The 24,713-nt window shown below is 66.3% G+C and carries 23 protein-coding genes and 1 pseudogene; 12 read left to right on the top strand and 12 right to left on the bottom strand.

Annotation, left to right across the window (positions count from 1 at the left end; all coding sequences use genetic code 11):
* Window positions 1-4: 4 nt before the first annotated feature.
* The gene (locus tag ACFC4D_RS02750) at window positions 5-1,099 is read left to right on the top strand and encodes a methyltransferase domain-containing protein (RefSeq protein WP_376061403.1); all 1,095 of its coding nucleotides are present in this window, start codon (window positions 5-7) and stop codon (window positions 1,097-1,099) included.
* A 75-nt stretch (window positions 1,100-1,174) separates the two neighbouring features.
* The gene (locus ACFC4D_RS02755; RefSeq protein ID WP_376061405.1) at window positions 1,175-1,801 is read left to right on the top strand and encodes an MspA family porin; all 627 of its coding nucleotides are present in this window, start codon (window positions 1,175-1,177) and stop codon (window positions 1,799-1,801) included.
* Between the two features lie 22 nt (window positions 1,802-1,823).
* Here the strand turns inward: ACFC4D_RS02755 and ACFC4D_RS02760 are convergent, their stop codons facing one another.
* The 5 genes from ACFC4D_RS02760 to ACFC4D_RS02780 form a co-directional block, all read right to left on the bottom strand.
* Window positions 1,824-2,660 carry a glycosyltransferase family 2 protein gene (locus tag ACFC4D_RS02760; protein ID WP_375967069.1) on the bottom strand — a complete coding sequence of 279 codons (837 nt, stop codon included), beginning with the start codon at window positions 2,658-2,660 and terminating at the stop codon, window positions 1,824-1,826.
* Window positions 2,661-2,686: 26 nt separating this feature from the next.
* Window positions 2,687-3,901 carry a polysaccharide pyruvyl transferase family protein gene (locus ACFC4D_RS02765; protein ID WP_376061406.1) on the bottom strand — a complete coding sequence of 405 codons (1,215 nt, stop codon included), beginning with the start codon at window positions 3,899-3,901 and terminating at the stop codon, window positions 2,687-2,689.
* A gap of 103 nt (window positions 3,902-4,004) precedes the next feature.
* Window positions 4,005-5,141: a serine hydrolase domain-containing protein gene (locus ACFC4D_RS02770; protein WP_376061408.1), complete on the bottom strand. Its 1,137-nt coding sequence runs from the start codon at window positions 5,139-5,141 to the stop codon at window positions 4,005-4,007.
* Between the two features lie 420 nt (window positions 5,142-5,561).
* Window positions 5,562-6,962, bottom strand: a complete 1,401-nt coding sequence (locus ACFC4D_RS02775) for a DUF222 domain-containing protein (RefSeq protein ID WP_376061410.1) — start codon at window positions 6,960-6,962, stop codon at window positions 5,562-5,564.
* A 201-nt stretch (window positions 6,963-7,163) separates the two neighbouring features.
* Window positions 7,164-8,705 carry a serine/threonine-protein kinase gene (locus tag ACFC4D_RS02780; RefSeq protein ID WP_376061411.1) on the bottom strand — a complete coding sequence of 514 codons (1,542 nt, stop codon included), beginning with the start codon at window positions 8,703-8,705 and terminating at the stop codon, window positions 7,164-7,166.
* Between the two features lie 149 nt (window positions 8,706-8,854).
* Here ACFC4D_RS02780 and ACFC4D_RS02785 point away from each other — a divergent pair, with 149 nt between their 5' ends.
* From ACFC4D_RS02785 to ACFC4D_RS02800, 4 genes are all read left to right on the top strand, one after another.
* Complete coding sequence (locus ACFC4D_RS02785; RefSeq protein WP_376061413.1) at window positions 8,855-9,466, top strand: glycosyltransferase family 4 protein; 612 nt, start codon at window positions 8,855-8,857, stop codon at window positions 9,464-9,466.
* Window positions 9,459-10,793: a glutamate-1-semialdehyde 2,1-aminomutase gene (locus tag ACFC4D_RS02790; protein WP_376061414.1), complete on the top strand. Its 1,335-nt coding sequence runs from the start codon at window positions 9,459-9,461 to the stop codon at window positions 10,791-10,793. Before ACFC4D_RS02785 ends, ACFC4D_RS02790 begins: the two co-directional genes overlap by 8 nt.
* Window positions 10,794-10,902: 109 nt before the next feature.
* Complete coding sequence (locus tag ACFC4D_RS02795) at window positions 10,903-11,643, top strand: SDR family NAD(P)-dependent oxidoreductase (protein ID WP_376061416.1); 741 nt, start codon at window positions 10,903-10,905, stop codon at window positions 11,641-11,643.
* A gap of 13 nt (window positions 11,644-11,656) precedes the next feature.
* Entirely contained in the window at window positions 11,657-12,517 is an 861-nt protein-coding gene (locus ACFC4D_RS02800) for an amidohydrolase family protein (protein WP_376061417.1), read from the top strand.
* Here ACFC4D_RS02800 and ACFC4D_RS02805 read toward each other — a convergent pair.
* A complete protein-coding gene (locus tag ACFC4D_RS02805) occupies window positions 12,514-13,026 on the bottom strand; it encodes a methyltransferase family protein (RefSeq protein WP_376061419.1) in 513 nt (170 codons plus the stop codon). The two genes, ACFC4D_RS02800 and ACFC4D_RS02805, sit on opposite strands and share 4 nt — an antisense overlap.
* A gap of 359 nt (window positions 13,027-13,385) precedes the next feature.
* Here ACFC4D_RS02805 and ACFC4D_RS02810 point away from each other — a divergent pair, with 359 nt between their 5' ends.
* Entirely contained in the window at window positions 13,386-15,416 is a 2,031-nt protein-coding gene (locus ACFC4D_RS02810) for an SDR family oxidoreductase (protein ID WP_376061420.1), read from the top strand.
* A 71-nt stretch (window positions 15,417-15,487) separates the two neighbouring features.
* Here the strand turns inward: ACFC4D_RS02810 and ACFC4D_RS02815 are convergent, their stop codons facing one another.
* Window positions 15,488-16,135 (bottom strand): cutinase family protein, encoded by a 648-nt coding sequence (locus tag ACFC4D_RS02815; protein WP_376061421.1) that lies wholly within the window; start codon window positions 16,133-16,135, stop codon window positions 15,488-15,490.
* A 269-nt stretch (window positions 16,136-16,404) separates the two neighbouring features.
* Between ACFC4D_RS02815 and ACFC4D_RS02820 the strand changes: the two genes are divergently transcribed.
* A complete protein-coding gene (locus ACFC4D_RS02820) occupies window positions 16,405-17,808 on the top strand; it encodes a wax ester/triacylglycerol synthase family O-acyltransferase (protein ID WP_376061423.1) in 1,404 nt (467 codons plus the stop codon).
* 33 nt (window positions 17,809-17,841) lie between these two features.
* Here the strand turns inward: ACFC4D_RS02820 and ACFC4D_RS02825 are convergent, their stop codons facing one another.
* From ACFC4D_RS02825 to ACFC4D_RS02835, 3 genes are all read right to left on the bottom strand, one after another.
* On the bottom strand, window positions 17,842-18,771 hold the full coding sequence (locus tag ACFC4D_RS02825; protein WP_376061424.1) for an alpha/beta fold hydrolase: 930 nt from the start codon (window positions 18,769-18,771) through the stop codon (window positions 17,842-17,844).
* Window positions 18,772-18,879: 108 nt separating this feature from the next.
* Window positions 18,880-19,434 carry an isochorismatase family protein gene (locus tag ACFC4D_RS02830; RefSeq protein ID WP_376061426.1) on the bottom strand — a complete coding sequence of 185 codons (555 nt, stop codon included), beginning with the start codon at window positions 19,432-19,434 and terminating at the stop codon, window positions 18,880-18,882.
* Window positions 19,435-19,479: 45 nt separating this feature from the next.
* Window positions 19,480-20,004 (bottom strand): hypothetical protein, encoded by a 525-nt coding sequence (locus tag ACFC4D_RS02835; protein ID WP_376061427.1) that lies wholly within the window; start codon window positions 20,002-20,004, stop codon window positions 19,480-19,482.
* A gap of 72 nt (window positions 20,005-20,076) precedes the next feature.
* Between ACFC4D_RS02835 and ACFC4D_RS02840 the strand changes: the two genes are divergently transcribed.
* Both ACFC4D_RS02840 and ACFC4D_RS02845 read left to right on the top strand, forming a co-directional pair.
* Window positions 20,077-20,817, top strand: coding sequence for a hypothetical protein (locus tag ACFC4D_RS02840; RefSeq protein WP_376061429.1), 741 nt, complete (start codon window positions 20,077-20,079; stop codon window positions 20,815-20,817).
* Complete coding sequence (locus tag ACFC4D_RS02845; protein ID WP_376061431.1) at window positions 20,814-21,407, top strand: TetR/AcrR family transcriptional regulator C-terminal ligand-binding domain-containing protein; 594 nt, start codon at window positions 20,814-20,816, stop codon at window positions 21,405-21,407. The genes ACFC4D_RS02840 and ACFC4D_RS02845 overlap by 4 nt, the downstream gene beginning before the upstream one ends.
* A 10-nt stretch (window positions 21,408-21,417) precedes the next feature.
* Here the strand turns inward: ACFC4D_RS02845 and ACFC4D_RS02850 are convergent.
* Window positions 21,418-21,651: pseudogene (locus tag ACFC4D_RS02850) on the bottom strand (indolepyruvate ferredoxin oxidoreductase subunit alpha); the annotation flags it as partial.
* Window positions 21,652-21,764: 113 nt separating this feature from the next.
* Here ACFC4D_RS02850 and ACFC4D_RS02855 point away from each other — a divergent pair.
* On the top strand, window positions 21,765-22,709 hold the full coding sequence (locus ACFC4D_RS02855; RefSeq protein ID WP_376061432.1) for a LysR family transcriptional regulator: 945 nt from the start codon (window positions 21,765-21,767) through the stop codon (window positions 22,707-22,709).
* Window positions 22,710-22,730: 21 nt separating this feature from the next.
* On the opposite strand, the gene ACFC4D_RS02860 is transcribed toward ACFC4D_RS02855, so the two are convergent.
* Window positions 22,731-23,642, bottom strand: a complete 912-nt coding sequence (locus ACFC4D_RS02860; protein ID WP_376061434.1) for an expansin EXLX1 family cellulose-binding protein — start codon at window positions 23,640-23,642, stop codon at window positions 22,731-22,733.
* A gap of 199 nt (window positions 23,643-23,841) precedes the next feature.
* Between ACFC4D_RS02860 and ACFC4D_RS02865 the strand changes: the two genes are divergently transcribed.
* A complete protein-coding gene (locus ACFC4D_RS02865; RefSeq protein ID WP_375967037.1) occupies window positions 23,842-24,702 on the top strand; it encodes a cyclopropane mycolic acid synthase family methyltransferase in 861 nt (286 codons plus the stop codon).
* Window positions 24,703-24,713: the final 11 nt, after the last annotated feature.

A 24,713-nucleotide genomic window follows, 5' to 3' on the forward strand; every position in this document is an offset into this window, starting at 1 on the left:
TGCCATGACCGCGGCATCGACGCGGGGATGCCGCGGCTGCGGGGCGGCCGCACTGGAGCGGGTGCTCGATCTCGGCAAAATGCCTGCGGCAGACGACTTTCCAGCGCTGGACGCGCCGACGGCGCATAGTGTTTCCATGCATCCGCTGGCCATGGATCAGTGCCCGGACTGCGGGCTGGCCCAGCTCGCCGAGGATGACACCGTCACCGCCGAACCGCGCGGCGTGGAACCGCAGGCCCTGCGCGATCAGGCCGCCGCGGCCGTCTCCGGCGTGCAGGCCGCCGGATGGCTGAACGGCGGCACCGTCCGGGAATTCGGCAGTCCGCACGGTGGCAGCTGGCTGCCGCTGCTGGAGTCGCGCGGGTTCACCGTGACCGAGGCACCGGCCGATGTGGTGATCGACTGCTTCGGCATCATGCACGAACCCGATCAGCGGGCGGCCTTCGCGCAGCGGGCGGCGGCGACGGCCGATGACGGCGTGCTACTGCTCCAATTCCACACGCTGCGTGCGATTGTCGCGCAGGGTCAGTGGAATGCACTGCGGCACGGGCACTTCGCGTACTACAGCCTGCGAACGCTGCGACTGTTGCTCGCGGCGGCGGGGATGCGGGTGGCCGCCGCATGGGAGTTCAGTCTTTACGGCGGAACGATTCTCGTCGCGGCGGTGCACGGAACCGACAGTGCGCCGGTGGATTCGGACGTGACACGGATACTCGATGCCGAATCCGAGGTATTGGACGCCGGACCCGACGCGGTCCGCGATCTCCAGCGCGCGGCCGATGAACAGGCGCACGCGCTGAGCTCCTGGCTGGAGCGCGAAAACGCCGCCGGGCACACGGTTTTCGCCTACGGCGCCGCCTCCCGAGCCGTCGCGCTGCTACATCTCGCGGGCGCGCACCGGGGCCTGCTCACCGCCGTGGCCGATGCCTCGCCCGGAAAGCAGGGCCGCCGCATGCCCGGCACCGATATTCCGATCATCTCCCCGGCCGAACTCGTCGCGGCCCGGCCGGATCGGATCCTGCTCACCCTTCCCGACCTACTGCCGGAAGTGCGCGCGCAGTGGCCGGAGCTGGAGGGGAGGTGGGTGGTCGACCTGTGATCGAGAGGAACAGCCGCTGATGAGGGTCGGCGGCTGAGATGAGCAATACCTGATGAGGGAAAAGTGGGAACATCAATGAAGCGCTCCAAACAGCGCGCCATCGCGCGCACCCTGGCCGTAGCGGCCGCGTTCACCGTCGGGCTGGCCATGGAGACCAGCACCTCGGTCGCCGGCATCGACAGCAGCAGTTCCATCCTCGACCGCCAGCAGCGCACGGTCGAGGCCATCCAATCCGATACGCACATCAGCTTCGTGCCGCCCCTGGACGGCAACCCGCTCAGTCGTGAGTGGTTCCACGACGGTAAAGCGGGCTTCCATATCAGCGGTCCCAACGCCGATAACTGGAACGGGCACATCACCATCGGCTACCAGGTCGGTTATCCCGCCACCCTGGACGGCAAGATCCGCTTCCAGTGGTGGACCCCCAGCCTCGGTCTGGAACTGGGCAATGACCCGAAAGTCGATGTCAACAGCCTGATTCCGCAGTTGGGCGTGGAATTGGCGGTCGGCTTCGGCCCGGGCATCCAGACCGTCGAGGCGGCCGGCGGCGATATCTCCGGCGCGGACGGCTTCATTCAGATGTCGGGCTTCCACGCCACCGTGACCGGTGTGCTCGGCCAGACCACCATTCGCCCGTGGGTCAAGATCGTCACCAGCAATGGGGACAGCGTGACCACCTACGGTCCGCTCTGGACCATCTGATTCGATCTTCCCGACCGGAACTTCATCGCAGCAGCTCCGGCCGGCGCAGCAGGGCGGCGGCCGCCCGAGCCCGCAATCGATCCAGCGCGATGCGGGCCAGGCGCAGGTCGCCGCCCAGTATCGTCGCGGGTCCGATCAGCTGCGGATACTCCCGCCGCAGGCGATGCTGAAACCGCAGCAGCTCACCGAGTTTCGCCGCGGTGGCGATGTCACCGCAACGGTTGAAGCGCGAATCACGCCAAGCGGCAAGGCTTTCCGCCATACCGTAGAAATGCCCGAGGGCGCTGACCCGGGCCAGCAGATCCACGTCCATGGGCAGCACCAGATCACCGCGGAATCCGCCAACTCGCGAGAAGTCCGCGCGGCGGAACATGGCCGTGGCGGTCGGCCCGAATTCCGATGGCCCGCGCCGCACGATGCTGCGCATCAGGCTGCGGGAATCGCGCTGCCCCAGCAGATTCGCGAGTCCGAGCCCATCGCGCTCCACCTGACCGGCCGCGTCGACCACCTGGAACTTGGACGCGCACACCGCGATACCGTGATCGCCCATCACCTCGAGCTGTTTGTCCAGCGCGCCCGGCAGCAGGATATCGCCCGCGCACACCACCTTCACCAGGCGGCCGGTGGCCAGCGAGACCGCCTTGTTCCAGTTCTCGCCCATGGGTAGCGGCTCCCGATTCCGGACCACCCGCACTCTGCTGTCCCGGTGCAGATTCGCCACCCGGAAGGTGTCGTCGGTGCTGGCGTTGTCCAGCACGATCACCTGGAAGGCACTGTCCTGCTCCAGAATCGAAGTCAGCGTGGCGGCCAGTGTGCGTCCGGAGTTCCGGACCGGGACGCAGATCGAGAGGTTGACCATCGTTCCCCCTGAGCTGAGGCGGCGGGTTAACGGATCGGCGCCGGCCGCTTCCGCATCAGCCCGGACACTCGGTCCAGGCCCGCGCCAACGGCGTCGATCTGTTCGACCGCCCGCTGCTGCAGGGTATCGCGCAGTTCGGGCGCGAACTCCCACAACTCCCGGACCGCCTGCGGCAGTGCGGATTCGGGGTCGTCCACGCCCAGCCGCACGACCCGCAGGCCGGAGCCGAACATATCAGCCAATCCGATGAACTTGTCGTCGTAATGGTCCGAAGCCGTTACAGCAACCGCCGGAATACCCTGGGACAGCGCGAAGACCGCCAGGTGATACGCGCTGGTGACCAGCACGCGACAGCGCGAAACCTGGCGCGCCGCCTCCTCCGCCGCGCCGGGGCGGGCGACCGTAGCACCGAACCGGACAACTCTTGCCCGCTCCACCGCGCTACGCACCGCGTACCCGATCCGGTCGTGCTCGGAATTGCGCAGGCACAGGCCCAGATCCGCGCCGATCTCCGCGCGCCGCATGCGATAGGAGAATTCGATGGCGTCGTCGCCGGTGACCTCGAAACGATCGGCGGAGACACCGAGCTCGGCCAGCAGCTTCGGGCCGCGCACGCCTTCGCGCAGGCCGATGAAATCCGCGCCCGGCAGTACCGCGGCCGCCCGGCGCAGCAGTTCGGGATCGCGGATCGGCCCGAGTCCCTGACCGAGCAGCACATTCGGAATGCCCAGGGCCTGCGCGTATTCCAGCAGATTGAGGGTGCGATGCGCCTGATAGGGATCGGCGTCGGCGATATACCCGCCACCCTGCGCGATCACCAGATCCGCCTCGCCGACCGCGGCCGGAACCGGTGGCAACGGCGGCATTCCGGCCGAGGCGGTGCGATCCCTGCCGATGAACGCCTGCGTCTCGGCGCGCAATCGGCTGCCCACACCGCGAAGCTGCCGCATCGGGGCTTCGGTGGCGTCCCGCCATTTCAAGGTCGCGGGCCCGGTCAGCTTCGCACCGGCCAGCTGCTCCAGCTGTCCGGCGAAACCGCTTCTGCCCCACTGCCATCCGCCACCGGCGTGTACGGGTTCGGCCTCCGGAAGCACCGTTCGCAGCACTCGCGGTTGCTCGGTGAGCATGCCGATTCGGGCGTGCGGCCAGAGCTCCCGCAACCGATGCACCGTCATGACCATCGTGGCTATGTCACCGCGATTGTGTAACCCATACTCGCCGTTCTCGACCAGTATCTTCAATTCCCCGCACTCGCTCTGCTCGCCCTGCCAAGCACATGAACGGAGCGAATCTATCGTATGTACCTGTCATCCGCTCGATTTCACCTCGGAGGGCACACAGAGATCACATCGGAGCACACAGTCCGGCGTCGACGACCTCGTCGAGATCGATATTCCGCTCCCGCGCGCCGAGAATATCGGGAATCTGATTCATGCTCACGGTGACCGAACGGTCCGCGGTCGCACCGCCGTACACGAAGGTGCCGTTGATGGTGCCGCCGTGGCCCCAGGCTTGGATCCCGCACGAGGTGGTCCAATGGAAAAGTCCCAGGCCGAAATCCTCGGACCTGCGCCAATCCCCGCTCGGGACAGTGCGTTGCATCTGCGCCAGTTCGTTCGCGCCGACCACTCGCGCCTGGAGCAAGGCCATGAAGAAACGATTCAAATCCGCGCCGCTGGAGACCATCGCGCCGTCGGGCAGGCCCCAGCCCGGGTCGATGTCGGTGATATCGACGAGGCCGCCGCCGAAGTCGTCATAGGCGCGCGCGTGCGGGCCGCGAATCACCTGTTCCGCCGGATACAGCGGCCAGTAGGTACTGGTCAGCCCGAGGGGAATCAGAATCCGCCGCGTCACCTCCACTCCTACCGGCAGTCCGGTGACGCGCTCCACCACCTGTCCCGCGATCAGATAATTCGTATTCGAGTACTCGGAGCGGGCTCCCGGCTCGAAATCCTTCTCCTTCGCCATGCCCATGGCGATCAGATCGCCGATCGGTTTGGGCTGTTGCAGCGCCGCCACCGACGACAGATCCAGATCGGTCAGGTAGTCCGGAATACCACTGGTGTGCTGCAACAGGTTTCGAATGGTAATGACATTTCCGTCACCACCGGGGGCGTGCACCACACCGGGTAGGTAGCGCTCCACCGGGGCATCCAGATCGACCTTTCCCTCGCCGACGAGTTGCAGCAGCACCGACGATACGAAAACTTTTGTGTTACTGGCGATCCGCACCTGCGCGTTGTCCGGAAATGGTGCGTTGGCGCCGAGATCGCCTACGCCGCTGTTGATCTGGAGCACCCGGTCGCCGTCGGTCAGCACCAGCTGAGCGCCCGGGACGCTTCCGCCCGCCACGGTCTCGTTGAGACCGATCTGCAAACGCTCCTGCAGCGAGGTCGGATCAGCGGCGGTAATACCGGCCGCCAAGGCGACCGCTGTGGCGGATACGGCCAGGAGCGCTAGCGCTCTCGGTACGGCGGGCATTGGGCCTCCAGTCTGTCCCCCGGGAGAGCCATACACCTCCGAGCCCAAGTTGGTTCGAGGACAACACGGTTAAAGACAAAGACTAAAAGAACAAAAGAAAAAGACGCCCGGACAAGAAAGAACAAGAACAAAGATAAAGACCAACAACAAGAACCAAAACACTTGGGCGGCTTGGTTCTTTGGTCTTGGAAGGTGACCACAGTCAGTCACCCCGTCGGGTGCGTGAGGTGCGGGCCTGGGTTGCGGGAGAGCAAGTCGGGTACGGCAGGCGACGTGCCCAGCACTGCGTCTTTGTCTGGACTGCGGCAGGGCTGGAACCGCAGACGTGTCAGGGTAGGCGCGGGCACCCTATTTGGATGCGGACATGCCTGTAGCACCGGCAGGAGGGTTCCTGACGGTGGATACAGGTGGTGGTGGAACCTATTGCCGCGCTGGGCAAGCCGGGCGAGGCAAAACCCACGGTCGCTGACGCATCCGATTCGGCACACATGCCCGAGAGGGGCGAGCAGGCAACGGTTGTGCCGCCGGGGCGGTGGCCATCAACTCGTCCGGGTGATGAAGATGATTCACCTTCGGTGTCCGTGTCGGGTCGATGTGCGCGGGCGCAATCCACGCGGTGCGGCCCGCGAAGGCCGAATCCTTACCGAGCTTGATTGTGGTCCACCCGGTCGGGGTGTCGTTCACCAGAGCGTGGCAGTGATCGCAAGCCAGCGTGAGGTTCTCGATGTCGGTCGGGCCGCCTTTGACGTACTCGGTCACGTGGTGCACGGCGGCCATGCTCGCGGGTGCGGTGCAGCCCGGGCGGGTGCACCCCCGTTCGGTGGCGATCAACGCCATGCGCTGGGCCGGGTTCGCCAAACGGGCCTCACCGATGTGCAGGGGCATCGCGTTGGCGTCGGTGACGACGGAGAACGTCTTGCTCTTGCGCGCAGCCATTTCCAACGCGACCGCGACCGGCACGGTCCCGCCGGTAGCCGTGGTGGCCACTCCGGCAGCGCGTTCCACATCGGTGATGCTCATGGTCAGGATGGTGGTGACGGGCAGGCCCCGGTGTGAGCCGAGGTGGGCGGGGTTGAAGTCGGGGTGCAGGAGCGCGAACAACGCATCGTGCTGACGCTGCACCGTGGTGCGCGTATCCCGTGCGGCCGCAGCCTTCACCACCTCGGGGTCGAGATTCTCATCGACCACGAACGGGCTTTCAGGATCAGCGGGGTTGCACAGGCCGGGCCGCGCGAGCTTGGCCAGCACCGCGTCCATGGCGGCGCGTGCTTCGGGGGTCAACACCACGGTCATGGTGGACATCAGATCGAAGCCCTGTGGGCTCAACCGCATACTGCGCATACGAGCGCGGTCGGTGTCGTCGGTGAGGGTGCCATCGGGATCCAGGTGTCCCAGGATGCGGTCACCGATCTTGGGGAGCTGGTTCGGGTTCAATGCGCGAGCGTGCCGCGCGAGGTGCTCTTCGGCCAGCGCCCGGTCTTCCGCGGTGACCTTGTTGGGGAGCCGGTCCATGACCTGCCGGATAACCCGCACATGGTCGAGTCCGATCGCGCCTTCTTCCTGTGCGAGCGCGGTGTTCGGCAGCACCGGGGCAGGCGTCGATACTTCGGCGTTGTCTCCTACGCGCGGCCAGATCGCGGCCTGCTCGGCGCAGTGCCAGCGGTTCATCGCGTCCCCGTGTGAGATCCGCAGGGTGTCTTGCAGAAACAGCGCCACCGAGCCCGCGCCTGCGCGCTTGGGCAGTGACCGTGAACAGGTCTGCACAACAAGGTCGAGCTTGAGCGCGTCGAGTTTGCGGGTAGCGGTTTCGACCTGCTGCATCAATTCGACAATGTCGTTGTCCGACACCGGAATGAGCGGCTGAGAAACAAGGGAATCGATCGCAGCGGAGAGTGCGCTTGCACTCTCCGTGATTGCGATGTTCTCCCTTGAATTCATACCCCTATTCTACTCCCGAAAAACAGACCCAGAGAGCCTAATTCCGTTGTGATATAAGGTTATTCAGAATTGCCACCATTTCCCTCACGAGGGGAACAGCGGGCTAACCAACCTGCCACACAACCATTTCCCATCCACGTAATCCATAGACAGCGTGATGTTCTGATGATTGGTGGTATCGGCTTTGCCTTTGGTCGAGTTGATCTGCGTGATATCCGCCGCCAACTCATAGTGCGTGGCACCCCCCGACGTAACCGTGCACTTGGCGTCCGTGCCACGAGTGTGCTCGGAATCCGCTTCCAACAGCAGCCGAACGGTCGGGAGCAATGACTGCGCCTGGGACTTCCATGCCCCCGTAGCGCCGTTCACGACCTTCGTCTGCCAGCCTTCACCGTCGCTGTAGTCGTAGGTCGACATGAGAATTCCGTAGTCGCATGCCGCCTTGATCGCACCTTCACGGGTGGCGTCGGTGGGCACGCCGCCCGGATCCGAGGCACCGGGTGTCGATCCCGCGCCGATGGTGAAATGCAATGCGCCACTGCCCAATCCGAGCCCCAGTCCCGCCGCGACGATCAATCCGGCGACACCCGCGAGGATCAGGCGCTTCCGAATCCGCCGCCGCGGAGCAGGTGCCGGACTCATCGGAGGTACCGGAATCGGGAACGACGAGGCGTCCCGCAATTGCGTCACTTCCACTCCCGTCCGGGTGGTTCCGAAACTCACGGCCGGATATGCCGAGGGCGGAGTCGCCATGACCGGCGGAGTCCAAGGCGCGCCGCCCTGGTTCGTGGCGGTCGATGCCTGGGCGGCCGCCGCCGCGAATTCACCGCAGCTCGCGTATCGATCGTCCCGATTCTTGGCCAGCGCCCGCGCGATCACCTGATCGAAAGCCATTGGCACACCGGGATTTCGCTCACTCGGCCGCGGAATTCGCCCGTTCAGGTGACCGTTCACCAACTGCGCGGTGCTGCCGCCCGGATACGGCAGCTCCCCCGTGAGCATGTGATAGAGCGTGCACCCGAGCGCGTACACATCCGAACGCTGATCCATATCCGTGCGCAGTTCGAACTGTTCCGGCGACGCGTACTGGAAACTCGCGTACATCTCCCCCGTCCGCGTCAGCGCACTGGTCTGATCCAGGGCCTTCGCGATTCCGAAGTCCGCCAGGAACACTCGCTGATCCGGTCCCCAGGCGAGCAGGATATTGGCGGGTTTGACATCGCGATGCAGCACTCCGGCCCGGTGCGCGTGATCCAGCGCCCGTGCCGTCTCCCCCAGAATCCGCACCGCGTGATCCGGCCGCAGCGGCCCGTCCCGCAGTACCGCCGCCACATCGGTGCCATCGACGTACTGCATGGCCATCCAGAGCCGGTCCTCGGTGCGCCCGCGCGCGTACACCGCGACGATATTCGGATGTGCCAGGCGCGCAGCGGTATCGGCCTCGCGCAGGAATCTCGCCCGCACCTCGGGATCGTCCGCCACATGCGGGCTGAGTAGTTTCAAGGCGACCAGGCGCGGCAGGTCCCGATCCCGGGCCAGATACACCTCGCCCATTCCGCCGGCGCCGAGCTGCCGCTCGATCACATAGCCCGCGAATGTCTGCCCCTGCGCGAGTGTCCTCGCCACGACCCACTACCTCCGACCGGCTACCTTCTGCCGCTCACCGTAACCCACGCGTGCGGCGCGCTCCCGGCCGACAGCATTTAGACTTGCGCTGCACGGGCGTCGGGGCCTGTACCGCGCAATTCAGGGACAAGCCCGGGGGTGAGGCGACCATGGATGAATCCTTCAGCAGTGAACAGCGGCCTGCCGCGCAGACCGTCATCGCCGTGGTCGGGCGGCTCGCACCGGAGAAGGGGCAGGATCTGTTCCTGCGCGCGCTCGCCGGAACCCGGGTACTACCGCGCGAGGTCTTTTTGATCGGCGGTATGTATCCCGGGGACGAGACCTATCTCGCCGAACTCGAGGTGCACGCCACGGCGCTGGATCTACCGGTGACCTTCACCGAACGGGTCGAGGATCTGGAACCCTATCTGCGCCATGCCGATATCCTCGTGCAGTGCTCATTGCGCCCGGAACCGTTCCGCCGCGTGGTGTGGGAGGCGATGCGGGCGGGATGCGCGGTGATCGCCACCCGCCCGGCCGGAACCGAACAGCTCATCGAGCCCGGCCGGAACGGGCTGCTGGTGGATCCGGGTAGTCGTGCCCAATTGACCCGCGCCCTGGACACTCTCATCACCGATCAGGAGCTGCGCGGTAAGTACGCCGATGCCGCCCGGGTGCGCGCGGCCGAGTTCGAGATCACCGCATCCGCCCGCGCGACCCCCACGTTCGCGGCCACACTGAGCGAAACCCGTTGGCGCGCCGCAGGAGGAACGTATGCCTGAATTCACTCGCAGCAACGACATCCAGGAGCGGCTACATCGGCTGGTGCCGGGCGGGGCGCATACCTACGCGCGCGGGGCCGATCAGTATCCGGAGGGCAAAGCCCCGATTCTGGTGCGCGGGTACGGGGCTCGGGTCTGGGACTGCGACGGGAACGAATACGTCGAGTACGGCATGGGATTGCGGTCGGTCACCCTCGGGCACGGCTATCCGCCGGTGGTGGAGGCGGTGACCCGCACCATCGCGCACGGTGTCAACTTCTCCCGCCCCACCGAGCTGGAATTGCTTGCGGCACAGGACTTCCTGAGTCTGGTACCGCACGCCGACATGGTGAAGTTCGCCAAGAACGGCTCCGACACCACCACCGCGGCGGTGCGATTGGCGCGCGCGGTCACCGGCCGCGAGACCGTGGCGGTCTGCGATCAGCCGTTCTTCTCGGTGGACGACTGGTTCATCGGCATCACCGAAATGTCCGCGGGCATACCGGCTTCCCCGACGGTGAAGTTCCGCTACAACGACCTCGGATCACTCGCCGAGGTGCTCGAATCCGAGGATATCGCCTGCGTCATCCTCGAACAGGCCACGGCCCTGGCCGAACCCGCGCTGGGCTTCCTGGAAGGCGTTCGGGCACTGTGCGATCGGCACGGCGCGCTGCTCATCTTCGATGAGATGATCACCGGCTTCCGCTGGTCTCCCGGTGGCGGACAACAGCTCTACGGCGTCCGGCCGGATCTGTCCTGCTGGGGTAAGGCCATGGCCAACGGCTTCCCGCTGTCCGCGCTCGCGGGCAAACGCGAATATATGGAACTGGGCGGGCTGCGCACCGACGCCGATCGCGTCTTCCTGCTCTCCACCACGCACGGCCCGGAAACGGCCTCCCTGGCGGCTTTTCGCGCCGTGGTCGAGGCGTACCGCAGCACCGATCCCATCGGCCGCATGGAGCACGCGGGCCGCCGCCTCGCCGAGGGCGTGAACGCGGTCGCCTCCGAAATCGGTATCGCCGACCACCTTCAGGTGCGCGGCCGGGCCTCCTGCCTGGTCTTCCTCACCAAGGATCCCGAGGGCAATCCCTCCCAGCCCTATCGCACACTCTTCCTCCAGGAACTCCTGGAACGCGGTGTGCTCGGCCAGTCCTTCGTCACCTCCGCCGCGCATACCGACGCCGATATCGATCACACCGTCGACGCCTGCCGCGAAGCCGCCATCGTCTACCGAAAAGCGTTGGAACACGGCAGCGTCGACGGATTCCTCACCGGCCGCCCGGTCGCCCCGGCCCTGCGCAGGCAGGCCGCGCCCCGCCGACTGCCGGACATACCGACGCGTCGGTAGGCCCTCGCGCACAGGAATTCCACAGCCGATTGCCGGAGTTGTGTCGCAAATCAGTCGCTGAACGACTATTCATGGATTGCGAAGCATTCATGGACGGACGGGTGAGGCAGTGGGTGACGGCGACAGCGCTACCGGCGCGCTCGTGACGGGCGGTGCGGGCGATATCGGCGGCGCGGTCGCGCGCCGGCTCGCCGCGTCCGGGCGCGAGGTGGTCATCGCCGATATCGATCTGGACGCCGCCACCGCGCTCGCCGCCGAACTCGGCCCGAAAGCCGTTGCGCTGCACCTCGATCTGACCGATCCGGACAGTATCGAGGCGGCGGCGCGGGCGGTGCGCGGCAGCGTCTCGGCGCTGGTGCAGTGTGCGGGCGCGGCCATTGTGGAGCGCTTTCTGGACAGCGCCGTCGCGCACTGGGATCTCATGCACCAGGTCAACCTGCGCGGTCCCATGCAGCTCACCCAGCACCTGCTCCCGGCGCTCCAGGACGCGGACGGGGCGCGCATAGTCTTCGTCTCCTCCGATGGCGCGCGGGCGGGCGCTGCGGGTGAATCCGCCTACGCCGCATCCAAGTCCGGACTCTTCGGCTTCGCCAAATCGCTCGCCCGCGAAGTGGCACGGCACCAGGTCACCGTGAACGTGGTCTGTCCCGGCCCCATCGAGGGCCATATGGTCGACCGCGCCATGGCCGATCACCCCGGCCACCTCGAAGCCCTGCGCAAGGCCATCCCCCTCAAACGTCTGGGCCGCCCGGATGAGGTCGCCGCCCTCATCGCCTGGCTGGCGAGCCCGGAAGCCAGTTATCTCACCGGCCAGCTGATCAGCGTCAGCGGCGGCATCACCATGCAGTGAAGGAGACGCCACCATGCCCACCATCCCGATAGTCGACGCGCACCTGCACCTGTGGCACCCCACGGCCAACGACTGGTATCCGCAGTTGCGTGAATTCGGCACGGCCGCAGGCGCACCCGAGCTGGCGAACGATTTCCTACTCGCCGACTACGAACGCGCGGCCGGGGTCGAGATCGCGGGGCTGGTGCACATCTCGGCGACCACCGCACCGCACGCCTACCTCGACGAGGGCCGCTGGATCGACGCAATCGCCGCCACCGCCGGGCAGCCCGTGGCGATCATCGGATCGGCGGATCCGGCCCTGCCCGAGACGGAGTTGCTGGCACATCTGGACCGGCAGGCGCAGAGCCCGAACTTTCGCGGGCTGCGGGTATTCGGCGGCCTGCACCCCAATACCCCGGCCGCCGAGACCATCGCCGCCTGGCTCCAGGATCGCGACGGCGTCTTCGATCTGGTCGCGCATCCGCACGATATGCTCGACTGGATCGATTTCCTCGCGGGCTATCCGCAGCTGCGCGTCGTGCTGGAACATCTCGGCCTGCCCCAGGGCACCACCGAGGACGACCGCGCCGCCTGGCATAACGCGCTCTCGCTGGCCGCCAAGGAAACCCAGTGGCTGTGCAAACTCTCCGGACTCGGCATGATCTGCCCGGACCTGTCCTGGGAGACCCTGGAGTACTGGCTCGAATCGAGCGTGCAGCTGTGGGGCTGGCGACGGCTCATGTTCGGCTCGAATATGCCGATCGACACCATGGCCGGGAGCTTCGACAATCTGCTGGCCACCGTCGACCATCTGGTCGGCACCGACGCCACCGAACAGGAAGCCGAATTCTTCTACCGCGCCAACGCCTTCGACACCTATCGGCTGGGCTAGGCGAGCGACTGCGGCGTCCACGGTGTGCGCCGGGGAAGCCAGGCGGGCACCGCGGCGCGATACCGCTCGTACTCCGCGCCGAACTGGCGCAGCAGCGTCGGCTCCTCGTAGAAGCGCACGAACAGCGCCTGCCCGACGGCGATGATCACCGCGTACCAGAGCAGATCGACGCGGCCGAACAGCAGCGCCTGGCCCAGCACCATCGACACCACGGCCAGGTACATCGGATTGCGCACGAAGCGATTCGGGCCGCCGACCACCAGGTGCGCGGTCGGGGCCACCGGCGCGGGCGTGCCGAGGCCCTCGACCGCGAAACGGTAGATCGCGCCCAGCAGGACGGGTAGTCCGGCCGCGATCAGCAGTACGCCGAGCACCCGCCACAGCGCGGTCGGCGGTAGCGCGTTCTCGAACTGCCTGCCGCTGATCCACAGCGGCAGGAAACCCGCCACCGTGCCCGGCACCAGCACGGTGAAGAGCAGACTCCCCCATACCGCCCGCATTGATCGCATATCCGCCCCCATCGATCGGCTGACTCGTATTCTGCACCGATCGGATTCGAGTGACCAGCCACACAGGACACTCGACCAGTTGCGGTCGAATTGCCAAGTGCATCCGAGAGTTACACCAAACCCGTTGTCACACACAAAAACTCGAATTGCCACCGGGTGACCAGTCCCACACGCCGGAAAACCCCGTTTTGGTTGAAGCGTCTATGTGCGGGCCGTAAAGTTACCCATCAGTTAGGCACGATGGTGTTCCTACCTCGGCCCGACATTCTGCTACGGGGCCGCATTCTCTCGTCCACATCCACCGACGCATGTCGGACGAACAACGTTGAGCACCAACAAGTTCGTATTTAGGAGGGGCGATGGTTTCCTACATCGTGACGGGCGGCACCGGATTCCTCGGCCGGCGAGTGATCGCCGGACTGCTGGAGCGCGACCCCCAGGCTGTCATCCACGCACTGGTTCGCGAGGCGTCGGTCGCCAAGCTGCGCGAGATGGCTCAGGGCTGGGATGCCGAAGATCGAGTGTTCCCGCTGGTCGGTGACCTCACCGCACCCGGCCTCGGGCTGCTGGACATCGACGGCGCGTTCGAGGCGCCGCAGGCCGATCACGTCATCCACCTCGGCGCGGTCTACGACATGACCGCCGACGAGGACAGCACCTACGCCGCCAATGTGAGCGGTACGCGTTCGGTCGTCGCACTCGCCACCGCCATCGGTGCGGTAATGCATCACGTTTCCTCGGTCGCGGTCGCCGGTGATCATCAGGGCAAATTCTTCGAAGACGATTTCGATCTCGGGCAGCGCCTCGAGTCGCCTTATCACCGCACCAAATTCGAAGCCGAGAAACTGGTCCGGGAGTCCCGCGACCTGCGCTGGCGCGTTTATCGACCCGCAATTGTGGTCGGCGATTCCCGCACCGGCGAAATGGATAAGATCGACGGTCCGTACTACTTCTTCCCCGCCATTGCCGGACTCGCCGCACTGCCCTCGGAACTGCCGGTGCCGCTGCCGGATCTGGGCGCGACCAATATCGTGCCGGTGGATTATGTCGCCGCGGCGATGGTCGAGTTGATCAACAAGCCCGGCCTGATCGGGCGCACTTTCCACCTCACCAATCCCGAACCGCAGCCGTTCGGCAAGATCTACGCGGCGCTGGCCCGCGCGGCCGGAGCACCCGCCGGGATCGGGCCGGTGCCCGGCAGCCATGCCGCCCTGCACGCGCTCGGCGAACTGCCGGGCGTGCCCGCGGTGCGCGATTTCGTACTGGAGCGGCTGGGTATTCCCGCCGAGGTCGCACCGCATACCGCGTTCGAATCGAACTTCTCCTCCGACTTCACCCGGGCGCAGTTGCGCGGCAGCGGCATCGCGGTGCCCGCCTTCGACAGCTACGCGGCCAAGCTGTGGAGCTACTGGGAGCACAATCTGGATCCCGATCGCGCCCGCCGCGGCCGGGAGAAGCTGTCCGGGCGCATCGTGCTGGTCACCGGCGCGTCCTCCGGTATCGGCCTGGCCACCGCGCACGCGGTCGCCAAGCGCGGGGCCACCGTGCTGATGGTGGCGCGCACGCCGGAGGATTTGGAGGCCGCGGCCGTCGCGGTGCGCGCGGAAAGCGGTGCGGCACAGGCGTACACCTGCGATATCACCGATGAGAAGTCGGTGGAGCTGCTGGTCAAGCAGGTGCTCGCCGATCACGGACATGTCGATTTCGTGGTGAACAACGCGGGGCGCTCCATTCGCCGCGCGGTGGCCAATTCCACCGACCGCATGCACGATTTCGAGCGCACCATGGCGGTCAACTACTTCGGCGCGGTGCGGCTGATCCTCGCGCTGCTGCCGTCCATGCGCGAGCGCCGGTTCGGGCACTTCGTCAATATCTCCTCCATCGCGGTGCAGACCAAGGTGCCGCGGTTCGCCGCGTACGTGGCGAGCAAGTCGGCGCTGGATAATTTCAGCGAGATCGCGGCGGTCGAGAACGCCGATGCCGGAATCACTTTCACCTCGGTGCGGATGCCGCTGGTGCGCACGCCGATGATCGCGCCGACCGATCTGTACAAGTCCATTCCGGTGCACTCGCCGGAGCAGGCGGCCGATCTGGTGGTGCGGGCCCTCGAACACCGGCCCAGCCGGATCGATACGCCCATCGGCACTTTCGCGCAGCTGGTGGACACCGTGATGCCGTCGGTGAAGAAGGCCATCCTGTCGCAGGGCTTCAAGATGTTCGGGGAGTCCAAGGCGGCCAAGCCCGATCCCGCCGCGGTGGCCGAAAACGCTTCGGACAAGCCGGAATCGCGCAGCCCGCTGCTGCTGCTCGCGCCGATCGTGCAGCCGCTCATGGGCCTGCCCGGTCCGGCCGCGCGCTTCACCAACAAGATTCCGGGACTGCACTGGTAATCGCTGCCCGCACACAGCGGTCCGGCCCGGTGGGATCATCCCACCGGGCCGGACCTTTTATCCCCCGGGCCTCAGATGCGCACTGCGGCAAAGTTCGCCGCGGCTACGAAGCTATTGCTGTAGGACACATGGGCGGGGGCGTTCCATCCGGCGCCGCAGACGGGATCGCCTCCGGTGCACCAGTCTCCGGTCCGTCCGGCGTACTCACCGGGTACGGTCCAGCCGATGGCGCGCATGGGATCGCCGAACAGCAGTACCGCCGCGATCCGGTCGCCGAGATAGGCGGGCAGCTGCACCCGGCCCGGATACCCGGCCATCGCTCCGGTGCCGAGCGCCGCGTGCACGACCGCCGCGCCCTGTGAGTAGCCGACCAGGACGAAGCGCTGGCCGGGGCAGGACGCGGCCTGAGATGCCATATGCCCCACCAGATCCGCGGTACCCGCGCCGACATTGAAGCTGTAGTCCGCCGGATAGGCGACCGGGTATGCCGTGGTCGACGCCGGCAATCGATCCTGTAGCAGACCGTACAGCTGATTGCCCACCACATCGCCGAGCCAACCGGGTTCACCCGTGCCCCGCGCCACTACCACGTCCACATCCGAACATCCGTCGGCATGGGCTCGCGGTAGTGGGAAGAACACGCTCGCCACCACCAGCGCGGCGGCGAAAACCCAAGCGATACGCCATTTCTCAGATAGCAGAACCTTCCGGTCGGCCATTGCTCTCACCCTCTCACGCCATTGTGAGCAGCCCGGTGACTCTTGTCAGTGACAAGTGACAATTCACCGGGCTATGTGACCCAAGGTAGGGAGGGGCGTTAACAGCGGCAACGCATTCCACTGGAGAGATACCCAATCGGTGCGCAACCGTATCACTGCGAAACTTGTTATCTACAAGCTACTTTGAGGCAACGAACCGGCCTCGAACGGGTACGGGAGGCTACCGCAATCGGTGCGCAAAATAGAACCAGTTCTCATAGGGTGTTGGTATGGAACGACTTACCGGGCTCGATGCGAGCTTCCTCTATCTCGAAACCGACACCCAACTCCTGCACGTCTGCGCACTGCTGATAGTTGATCCCGGCGCCGACGGCGTCGAATTCAGCTATGACGACTTCAAAGCCGAACTCGGCAGGCGGCTGCACCTCATCCCCGCCATGACGCGGCGGCTGCACGCGGTGCCGTTCAACCTCGATCATCCGGTGTGGGTGCGCGACACCCGCTTCGATCTCGACTATCACGTGCGGCGCATGGGGCTGCCCGCACCGGGCGGGAAACGCGAATTGGCCGAAGTCACCGGCGATATCGCAGGTCGGCCGCTGGACCGGTCCCGGCCGCTGTGGGAGATGTGGGTGGTGGAGGGCCTGCCCGAGGGCAAGGTGGCGATCATCTCCAAGTACCACCACGCCATCGTGGACGGCATCACCGGCACCAATATGATGATGCACCTGTGCGATGTGCAGCCGGGGGTCACCTACAACCCACCCGCCGAAACACCCGCCGCCGAAAGCGAACCCAATGATCTCGCGCTCGGGATCGAAGCGCTGGCCAAATTCCCGAGCAAGCTCGGCATATTCGGTATGGTGCCGCAGACCGTCGGAATCCTGAGCGGGCTGGTGCAGCGGCGGCGCAATGGTGACGGAACCCGGGGTATGCCACTGCCGTTCACCGCACCGCGCACCCCGTTCAATCGCGCAATCACCCCGCATCGCTCCACCGCCTTCGTGGCCTCGGAACTGAGCGATATCAAGGAGATAAAGACCGCGTTCGGGGTCAAGGTCAACGATGTGGTGCTGGCCGTGGTCGGCGGCGCGCTGCGCAGTTATCTGGAACTGCACGAGGAACTGCCCGAAACCTCGTTGATCGCATCGGTTCCGGTGTCCACGCACGAGTCCTCGCGGCATGACGAGGGCACCAATAAGGTGTCGACCATCTTCTCCCGGCTCTACACCGATATCGCCGATCCGGTGGAGCGGGTGCGGGCCATCGCCGCGGACAACCAGGGGGCCAAGGAGGAGCACAATCTCATCGGCGCCGACTTCCTCCAGGATTGGGCGAAGTACGCCCCGCCCAACACCTTTCAGCTCGCCGCGCGCGCCTATTCGTCACTGAAGCTGGCCGAGCATCATCCGGTGGTGCACAATCTGGTGGTCTCGAATGTGCCCGGACCCAACTTCCCCATGTACTTCCTGGGCGTGCGAGTGGCCTCGATGTATCCGTTCGGGCCGGTCTTCCACGGTGCGGGATTGACCGCCACCGTCATCTCCAATAACGGCAACCTGGACTTCGGCTTCATCGCCGCCAAGGAGCTGGTACCCGATATCGAGAAGATCGCCGACGCCGTCCCCGAGGTGATCACCGAGCTGCTCAAGGCGGCCCGCGAAAACAGCTGAGCCGTAACGGCTTACAGCCCGGCCCGCTTCGGCCTACAACCGACCGGCCACCGATTGCACGGCCTCGAGGAATACCGGGACAAAGACGTCCGCCTCGAGTGCACAGGCCGCATGACCGGCCTTGGCGAGGAAGATCTCCGCTCCCGGAATGGCTTTCGCCATCTCCAACTGCCGGAATACCGGCAGCGCCCGATCCCTGGTCGTAATGACCACCGCCGTCGGCACTTTCAAGGTCGGCAGCCATTCGCTCGAATCGAACTGCCCCAGCACCGCCAGCGCCTGCGCCAGCGCCCAGCCACTCGTGCTGCGCATCTCCGACATGGCCCAGCGATCCATCCGGCCCACCGGCCAGGACGACTCAGGCAGCAACGGCAGCTTCTGCTTATGCAATTCCGCACGCCGCAGGGACAATTCGGCGAAGGACGCGGCCAGCACGCCCCAGCTCTTGTGAAACGCCCGCTCCCGGCGGGTCTCCTGGAACCGATAGGTGGTGGCGGCCAGCACTACTCCGCCCACCTTGTCCGGCTGTCGATGCGCGGCCAGCTGCGCCACCACGCCGCCCATGGAATACCCGGCCAGAATCGGGCGCTCCACCCCGAGCACCTCGCACACGGCAATGGCGTCATCGGCCAGATCATCGAGAATGAAACGCTCCGAACGGATTCCGTGCCCGTGCCAGCGCTGATCGAACAGCACCACGCGATACCGCTCATTGAGCTCGCGCAGCGACGGGAACCAGTTCAGCATGGCGGTGGTGGCCATCCCGTGCAGCAGCACCACGGTCGGCGAATCCGCGGACGGCCCCGGCAGATCCACCACGTAGGTGCTCCCGCGCCCCGGCAGTTCCACCATCGAGCCCTGCGGCACCTCGGTCAACCTGGCGATCCGCGGTGACAACCGCCGCCGCCCACGCTTGTCACCCGCCACGTCCTGCGCCTGGTAATCCACACCGGAGTTCGTCATCGAGGGCCTCCCTGCGAGCCGCGTCAACTACCGAAAATAGAACACGTTTCACTCGATGATGCCATAATCCCGCCCCACCGGCGGATCGGCGGCCGCCCAGCGGACGGGCTATTCGGCGAATTCGATGTCGTCCGTGGGGATTACCGCCGCGATGCGACCGGGGGCGGAGGTGTGCTGCCAGTAGAGGTTGGTGTGGCGAATCACGGCCTCCGGGGAAGGCGCGCCCCATTCGGACAGGTCCTCGGTGGTGTGGGCATCCGCCACCAGGACGGTGTCGTAGCCGCGGACGAACGAGCCGTGCAATGTCGAGCGGATGCAGGCGTCGGTCTGCGCACCGGCGATGTACAGGCGACTGGCCTCGAGTTGGGTGAGGAGCATCTCGAGTTCGGTGTCCTCGAAGGAGTCGCCGTAGCTCTTGTCTACGCGGAGTTCATCGTCGGCCGGAACCAGTTCCGGGACAACCTGCCACGGTTCGGTCCCGTGCGCGCGGTTCTCCCCCACGTCCTGAATCCAGAGCACGGGCACCTTGGCGGCACGCGCCTTGTCGACGAGGCGGCCGATCGCGCCGACGACCTCGTCACGCCGATAGGCGTCGGCGACGACGCCATTCTGCGCGTCGACAATGATGACCACGGAATTCGGTTGATTCACTGGGGACGTCACAGCTGTCGATGGTAGAGCCGGTAACCGGCCCCGTGGCGCGAATGGCTACTCGCCGAACAGCGGCTCGTAGGGCGTACCTTCCGAGGTCAGGATGAGGATGTAGTCCTGCGACGCCTGCGACGAACGCTGCCGAAGTCGTTGCAGCGCTTCGGATTCGGTCGGCAGATCGAGCCCCAGCGCGGCAGCCGCTCGATCTCGGAGATCCGCCAAATCGGGCATATCCTCCAGAAATTCCGACGCGGCCGCGCGACTCTCCGCCTCGGTGAACGATGGACAGTCCCGCCACCAGGGCACGACGAACAGCAGCTGCAACAGCTCCCGCAGACCGACCGCGATGAGCCCCGCACTCCCCTCCGAATCGGCGTACAGCACCGCCCGTTCGTCGCCGCCCTCCCCGCAGAAGAAGAAGGTGCCGCCGCTCCCGTCCCCGGCGAATCCCTCCAGCCGAGCGCCCGAAGCGAGGTGCACCGGTTCGACGTGGTCCGCCCGATCGAGCTCGAAATCGCCGGGCCAGCGAAGGAATTCAGCTATCTCGGGCTGAGTGCTGATACGGGAGAGCAGCGTCGGCATTCGGCAATTCTAACGGGCGGCCGGAGTGCTAACCTCCCTTAAGAGTGGTTTTCCTAGCTTTAAGGAGTCGGCGTGAGCGAATCGCGTGCGGTCGGGATCGTGGCCGATATCGGCGGGCGGCGCGTCGAACGGGACGAGGTGCTCGCATGGGAGGACCGCCGCATCGATGCGGCGGCGAAGAAATTGGGGGTACCCGCGCCGGGAAGCGGGAGCGTCGATGAGCGCCGGGAAGAACTGTTGCGAACCAAGCTCGACCTGGGTGCGGCCGAGGTGCGGGCGCGCCTGGCACGGAACGTGCGGTGGGCCGATCGCATCGCGCGGACGCAGGCGCGGATGAGTCCGCGGCGGCGCACGAGCGTGGTCGACCTCCGGGTATCCGCCGGAACCGCCGCGCAATTCGCCGCCTGGTTCGAGGCGGCCGCGGGCTCCGGCGATCCCGTCGCGATGCTGCGCGCCTGTCCGGATCATTTCGATTTCGGTGTGGGCGAACGCGGTCAGGAGGTGCTCGAGACCACCGGCGGCAGTCCGCTCGCATCGAGCTTCCTCGTCGACTACGACGATGTATCCAGCCTGGTCACCGTCGCGGACACCGCATTTCCCCATCAGGTCGCGGGGGTGGCGCGGTCGCGCAACGGCAGTCCGATCGGCGGTGTGCGGCACCAGTTCCGCGATACCTCGAACGGTTTCCACGCTCGGTTGACGGTCGAATTCCCACTGCCGACCCTGCCCACCATGGTCGCCGCGCATCGATGGCATCTGGCCTGCGAATTCTCCAATTGGACCGAGGCCACGACCACCGGTGCGGCGCAATGAGTCCGGAGCCCGTGACACCGCCGCGCAAACGCACCGGTGGCCGCAGCGCCCGAGTGCGGGACGCGGTGCTCGCCGCGACTTTGCAGCAGGTCCTCGACCACGGCATCGAGGGACTCAGCCTGGGCAGTGTGGCGGTGCGCGCCGGAGTCGCCGAGACCACGCTCTATCGCCGCTGGGGTTCGCGCACCGCCCTGATCGCCGATGCGGTGACCCAGCTCGCCGAGATCGGCAATCCACCGCCGCACACCGGCGCACTGCGGGGTGATCTGCGTCAGGTGCTCGAACAGATCGGTGATCTAATCACCCGCCCCGGAGTGGCCCGGCTACTGGGCACCGCGGCCGCGCTGGACGGCGATCCGGAGCTCACTGCCGCTCGAACGGCGTTCTGGGACAATCGATTCGCACAGATCGCTCCGGTCATCGACCGCGCCCGGGCCGCCGGAACCCTGCGCACCGACGCCGAACCGCGAGCGGTCCTGGAAACCCTCACCGCACCACTGTATTTCCGGCTGCTGGTGACCGGGGAGGCGATCGACGACGATCTGATCGACCGCTGCATCGAGCACACCATCACGCTGTACCGGCCGTGAGTTACCGCCGTTCGGCGAAGTAGCGGGCGTTCTCGGCGATGAAATGCTCTTGGCCGGAAGGCAAATCGTCCTCGTGGTAGATGGCCTCGACCGGGCAGACCGGTTCGCAACCGCTGCAGTCGATGCACTGATCCGGATCGATGTAGGCCATGCGATCACCGATGGCGATGCAGTCGACGGGGCATTCCTCGATGCAGGCTTTGTCCAGGACGTCTACGCAGGCGGCGCCTATCACGAAGGTCATGGTGTGCTCCTCGGTCGAACTTCGGGGCCGCGTACTGCGGATATGCATGATCGTGCTGCGCATCCGCGCTCGCGGGTAGCGGGCAGCAGTCGCCCACGTCATAAGCTGTGCTTATGTCATTGCCGCCGGGGACACCCGATCTGGAGGTCCTGGACCTGCTCGTCTCGGTGGCCGAACTGGGGAGTCTCGGTGCCGCCGCGCGGCGGCACGGCATCAGTCAGCCCGCCGCGAGCATGCGGATCACCGCGCTGGAGCGGCGGTTGAATCTGCGGCTGCTGGATCGCGGGCGAACCGGATCGATGCTCACCGATGCCGGGCACGCCGTGGTCGAACTCGCCCGGCCGGTGCTGGTGGCGGCGCTGTCCCTCAATGACGGGATCGCGGCATTGCACAGCGCCGGTCGACCCGGACTGCGCGTGGTCGCCTCCACAACCATTGCCGACCACCGCATTCCGCACTGGCTGACCGCGCTGCGCAAGATCCGCCCGGAGCTGGCGGTGGTGCTGGATGTGGCCAATTCCCGGCAGGTGGCGGCGGCCGTCGGCGCGCGCGAGGCCGATCTCGGATTCGTCGAAGGACCGCACGCGCCACCGGGATTGGGCAGTCGGGTGCTCGCCGCCGATGAGCTGGTCGTCATCGTCGCGCCGACGCATCCCTGGGCGTCCCGGCGGCGAGCGCTGACCTCGCGCGAGCTCGCCGAGACCCCGCTGCTGTGGCGGGAACGGGGCTCCGGCACCCGCGATACGGTGTGGGAGACACTGGAGATGCATGGCACACCGGCCCCGCCCGCGGCCGAACTCGGTTCCGCCGCAGCGATTCTCACCACCGCGCGGAACGGTGACGCACCCGCGGTGGTCAGCCGCCTGATCGTGGCGCACGAACTGCGCGCCGGAACCCTGTGCGAGGTGCGCCTCGCCGATTCGACGGTGCTGACCAGAAAGTTTCGTGCCATCTGGCACCGGCGCACGCCGCCGAACGGCCCCGCCGCGGATTTGGTGGAATTGGCGGCGCGCATCGAGGCGGCGCGCACTCGTAAGCCACGTCCCGCGGCGTCATAGGCCCGGGATTCGAGCGCCGCGCTACTTCGCGCAGTGCTGCGGCGCGGCGACGACGGTCGTGACCACCACCGGCGGTGGCGCGGGTGCGGGCGTCGTGGTGACGGCGGCCGCCGGATCGGGGAGGTCGTAGAGCCGAATTCCGGTGTAGCGCAACTGACCCGGGGCGATGACCACGCCCGGCACCTCGACGACGTGATCGTAGATATCGGTGACGCGGGCGGTGAACGGGCCCGCACCCAGGCCGGAAATGGACCAGTAGTTGTCGTAGCCGCGCCGCAGCGGACGGAAGTCACCGCCGGATTCCGGCCGTAATGCCACCTCGCGCAATGGATTTCCGCCGCCGGAGAAGAGCAGGCCGATCCAGCTGACCGAGGAGCTCTGCTGCACGCGGTAGAAGAGTTCGGGGGCCGGATTTGGATCGCGCACGCGATTGATCCGAATCTGGGCGACGCCGTCGATGGTGTGCGCGATGGCTTCGAAAGCCGCTCTGCTGAGATCGTATTGGTGCGGGGCGCAGCCCGGACAGCGATCCACGATCTGGGCGCGGACGCTGCCGAGCGGGCCGTCGATATCGATATAGGAGCCGCACGGGGTGGAACCGTCGTATTCGCTGGTCGAGACGCCGACGTAATAGCCGTCCAGGGGCAGGTCCGGCAGTGAACAGGCGACGCCGGGGCCGAACGCGTAATAGCGCGCCTCGGCCGCCTCTGGGGCGGGCGCGGGCTGCGGCGGCGGAAGCTGCTGCGTGGTAACCGAATTCGCGGTGGCGGCGGGGGGCAGCGTAATGACGGTGGTGATGGGCGCGGCGCTGCGGCAGGCCACCGGTTCGGGGCGCATCACCCAGGTGGCGGTGCCGACCACGACCAGCGCGGCGAGCGCCGTCCACAGCCACGGTCTGCCGGACCGGACCTCTTCGTGTCCTGTGCGGTGCATGGCTGTTCCCCAACCTCCGAATTGTGTTTGCTGTAGCGATGCTGAACCCTCTTCAGGAAAGCAGCCTGGCCGGTCGTACAGGGCTCGAATCGGAAACTCGGAGTGAAAAGCACGGAGTGTCGCCGGTGTGTCATGGATCTAGAACGCATCGCGCATCGCCCCCGTATGTCCTGGTGTCCATCGACCACAGGAGCGCCTCATGGCCGCCGATCTCGCGCCGTTCTATCAGCAGGTGCAGTCGCACTACGACCTGTCCGACGAGTTCTACGAACTCTTCCTCGACCCCTCCATGACCTACAGCTGCGCCTACTTCGCCGATCCCGCAATGACTTTGGAGCGGGCCCAACTCGCCAAGATCGATCTCGCGCTCGGCAAGCTGAAGCTGCAACCCGGGATGACCCTGCTCGATATCGGCTGCGGCTGGGGCGCGACCATGATCCGCGCCGCCCAGGAGTACGGCGTGCGGGTCATCGGACTCACCTTGAGCCGCAATCAATTCGAGTACGCGCGCGCCCGTATCGACCGGCTCGGACTCACCGATGCGCAAGTGCTGCTGCAGGGTTGGGAGGAATACACCGGCGGCGCCGATCGCATTGTCAGCATCGGCGCGTTCGAGCATTTCCGCAAGGAACGCTATCCGGAGTTCTTCGCGCGCTGCCACGCCATGCTGCCGACCGACGGGCGCATGCTGCTGCACAGCATTATCGGGCGCACGCTGGCCGAATTGCGGGAGCGGCAGATTCCGGTCACCCGGGAGGACGCGCTGTTCCACATCTTCATGAAGCGGGAGATCTTCCCCGGCGGGCAGTTACCGCAGCCACCGGTGGTGACCGGACTCGCCGGGGCGGCCGGATTCCACACCCAGCGCATTCATTCGCTGCAACCGCATTACGCGCGCACCCTCGAACTGTGGGCGCAGGCCCTGGAAACCCATCGTGAGCAGGCGATCCGTCTCACCTCCGAAGAGGTGTACGAGCGCTACATGAAATATCTGACCGGCTGCGCGCACTACTTCCACGCCGGGCACCTGGACGTCATGCAATTCACATTGGTCAAATAGCTACTCGGTTA

The sequence above is a fragment of the Nocardia sp. NPDC056000 genome, assembly GCF_042269265.1.
In the GTDB taxonomy this organism is placed as follows: domain Bacteria; phylum Actinomycetota; class Actinomycetes; order Mycobacteriales; family Mycobacteriaceae; genus Nocardia.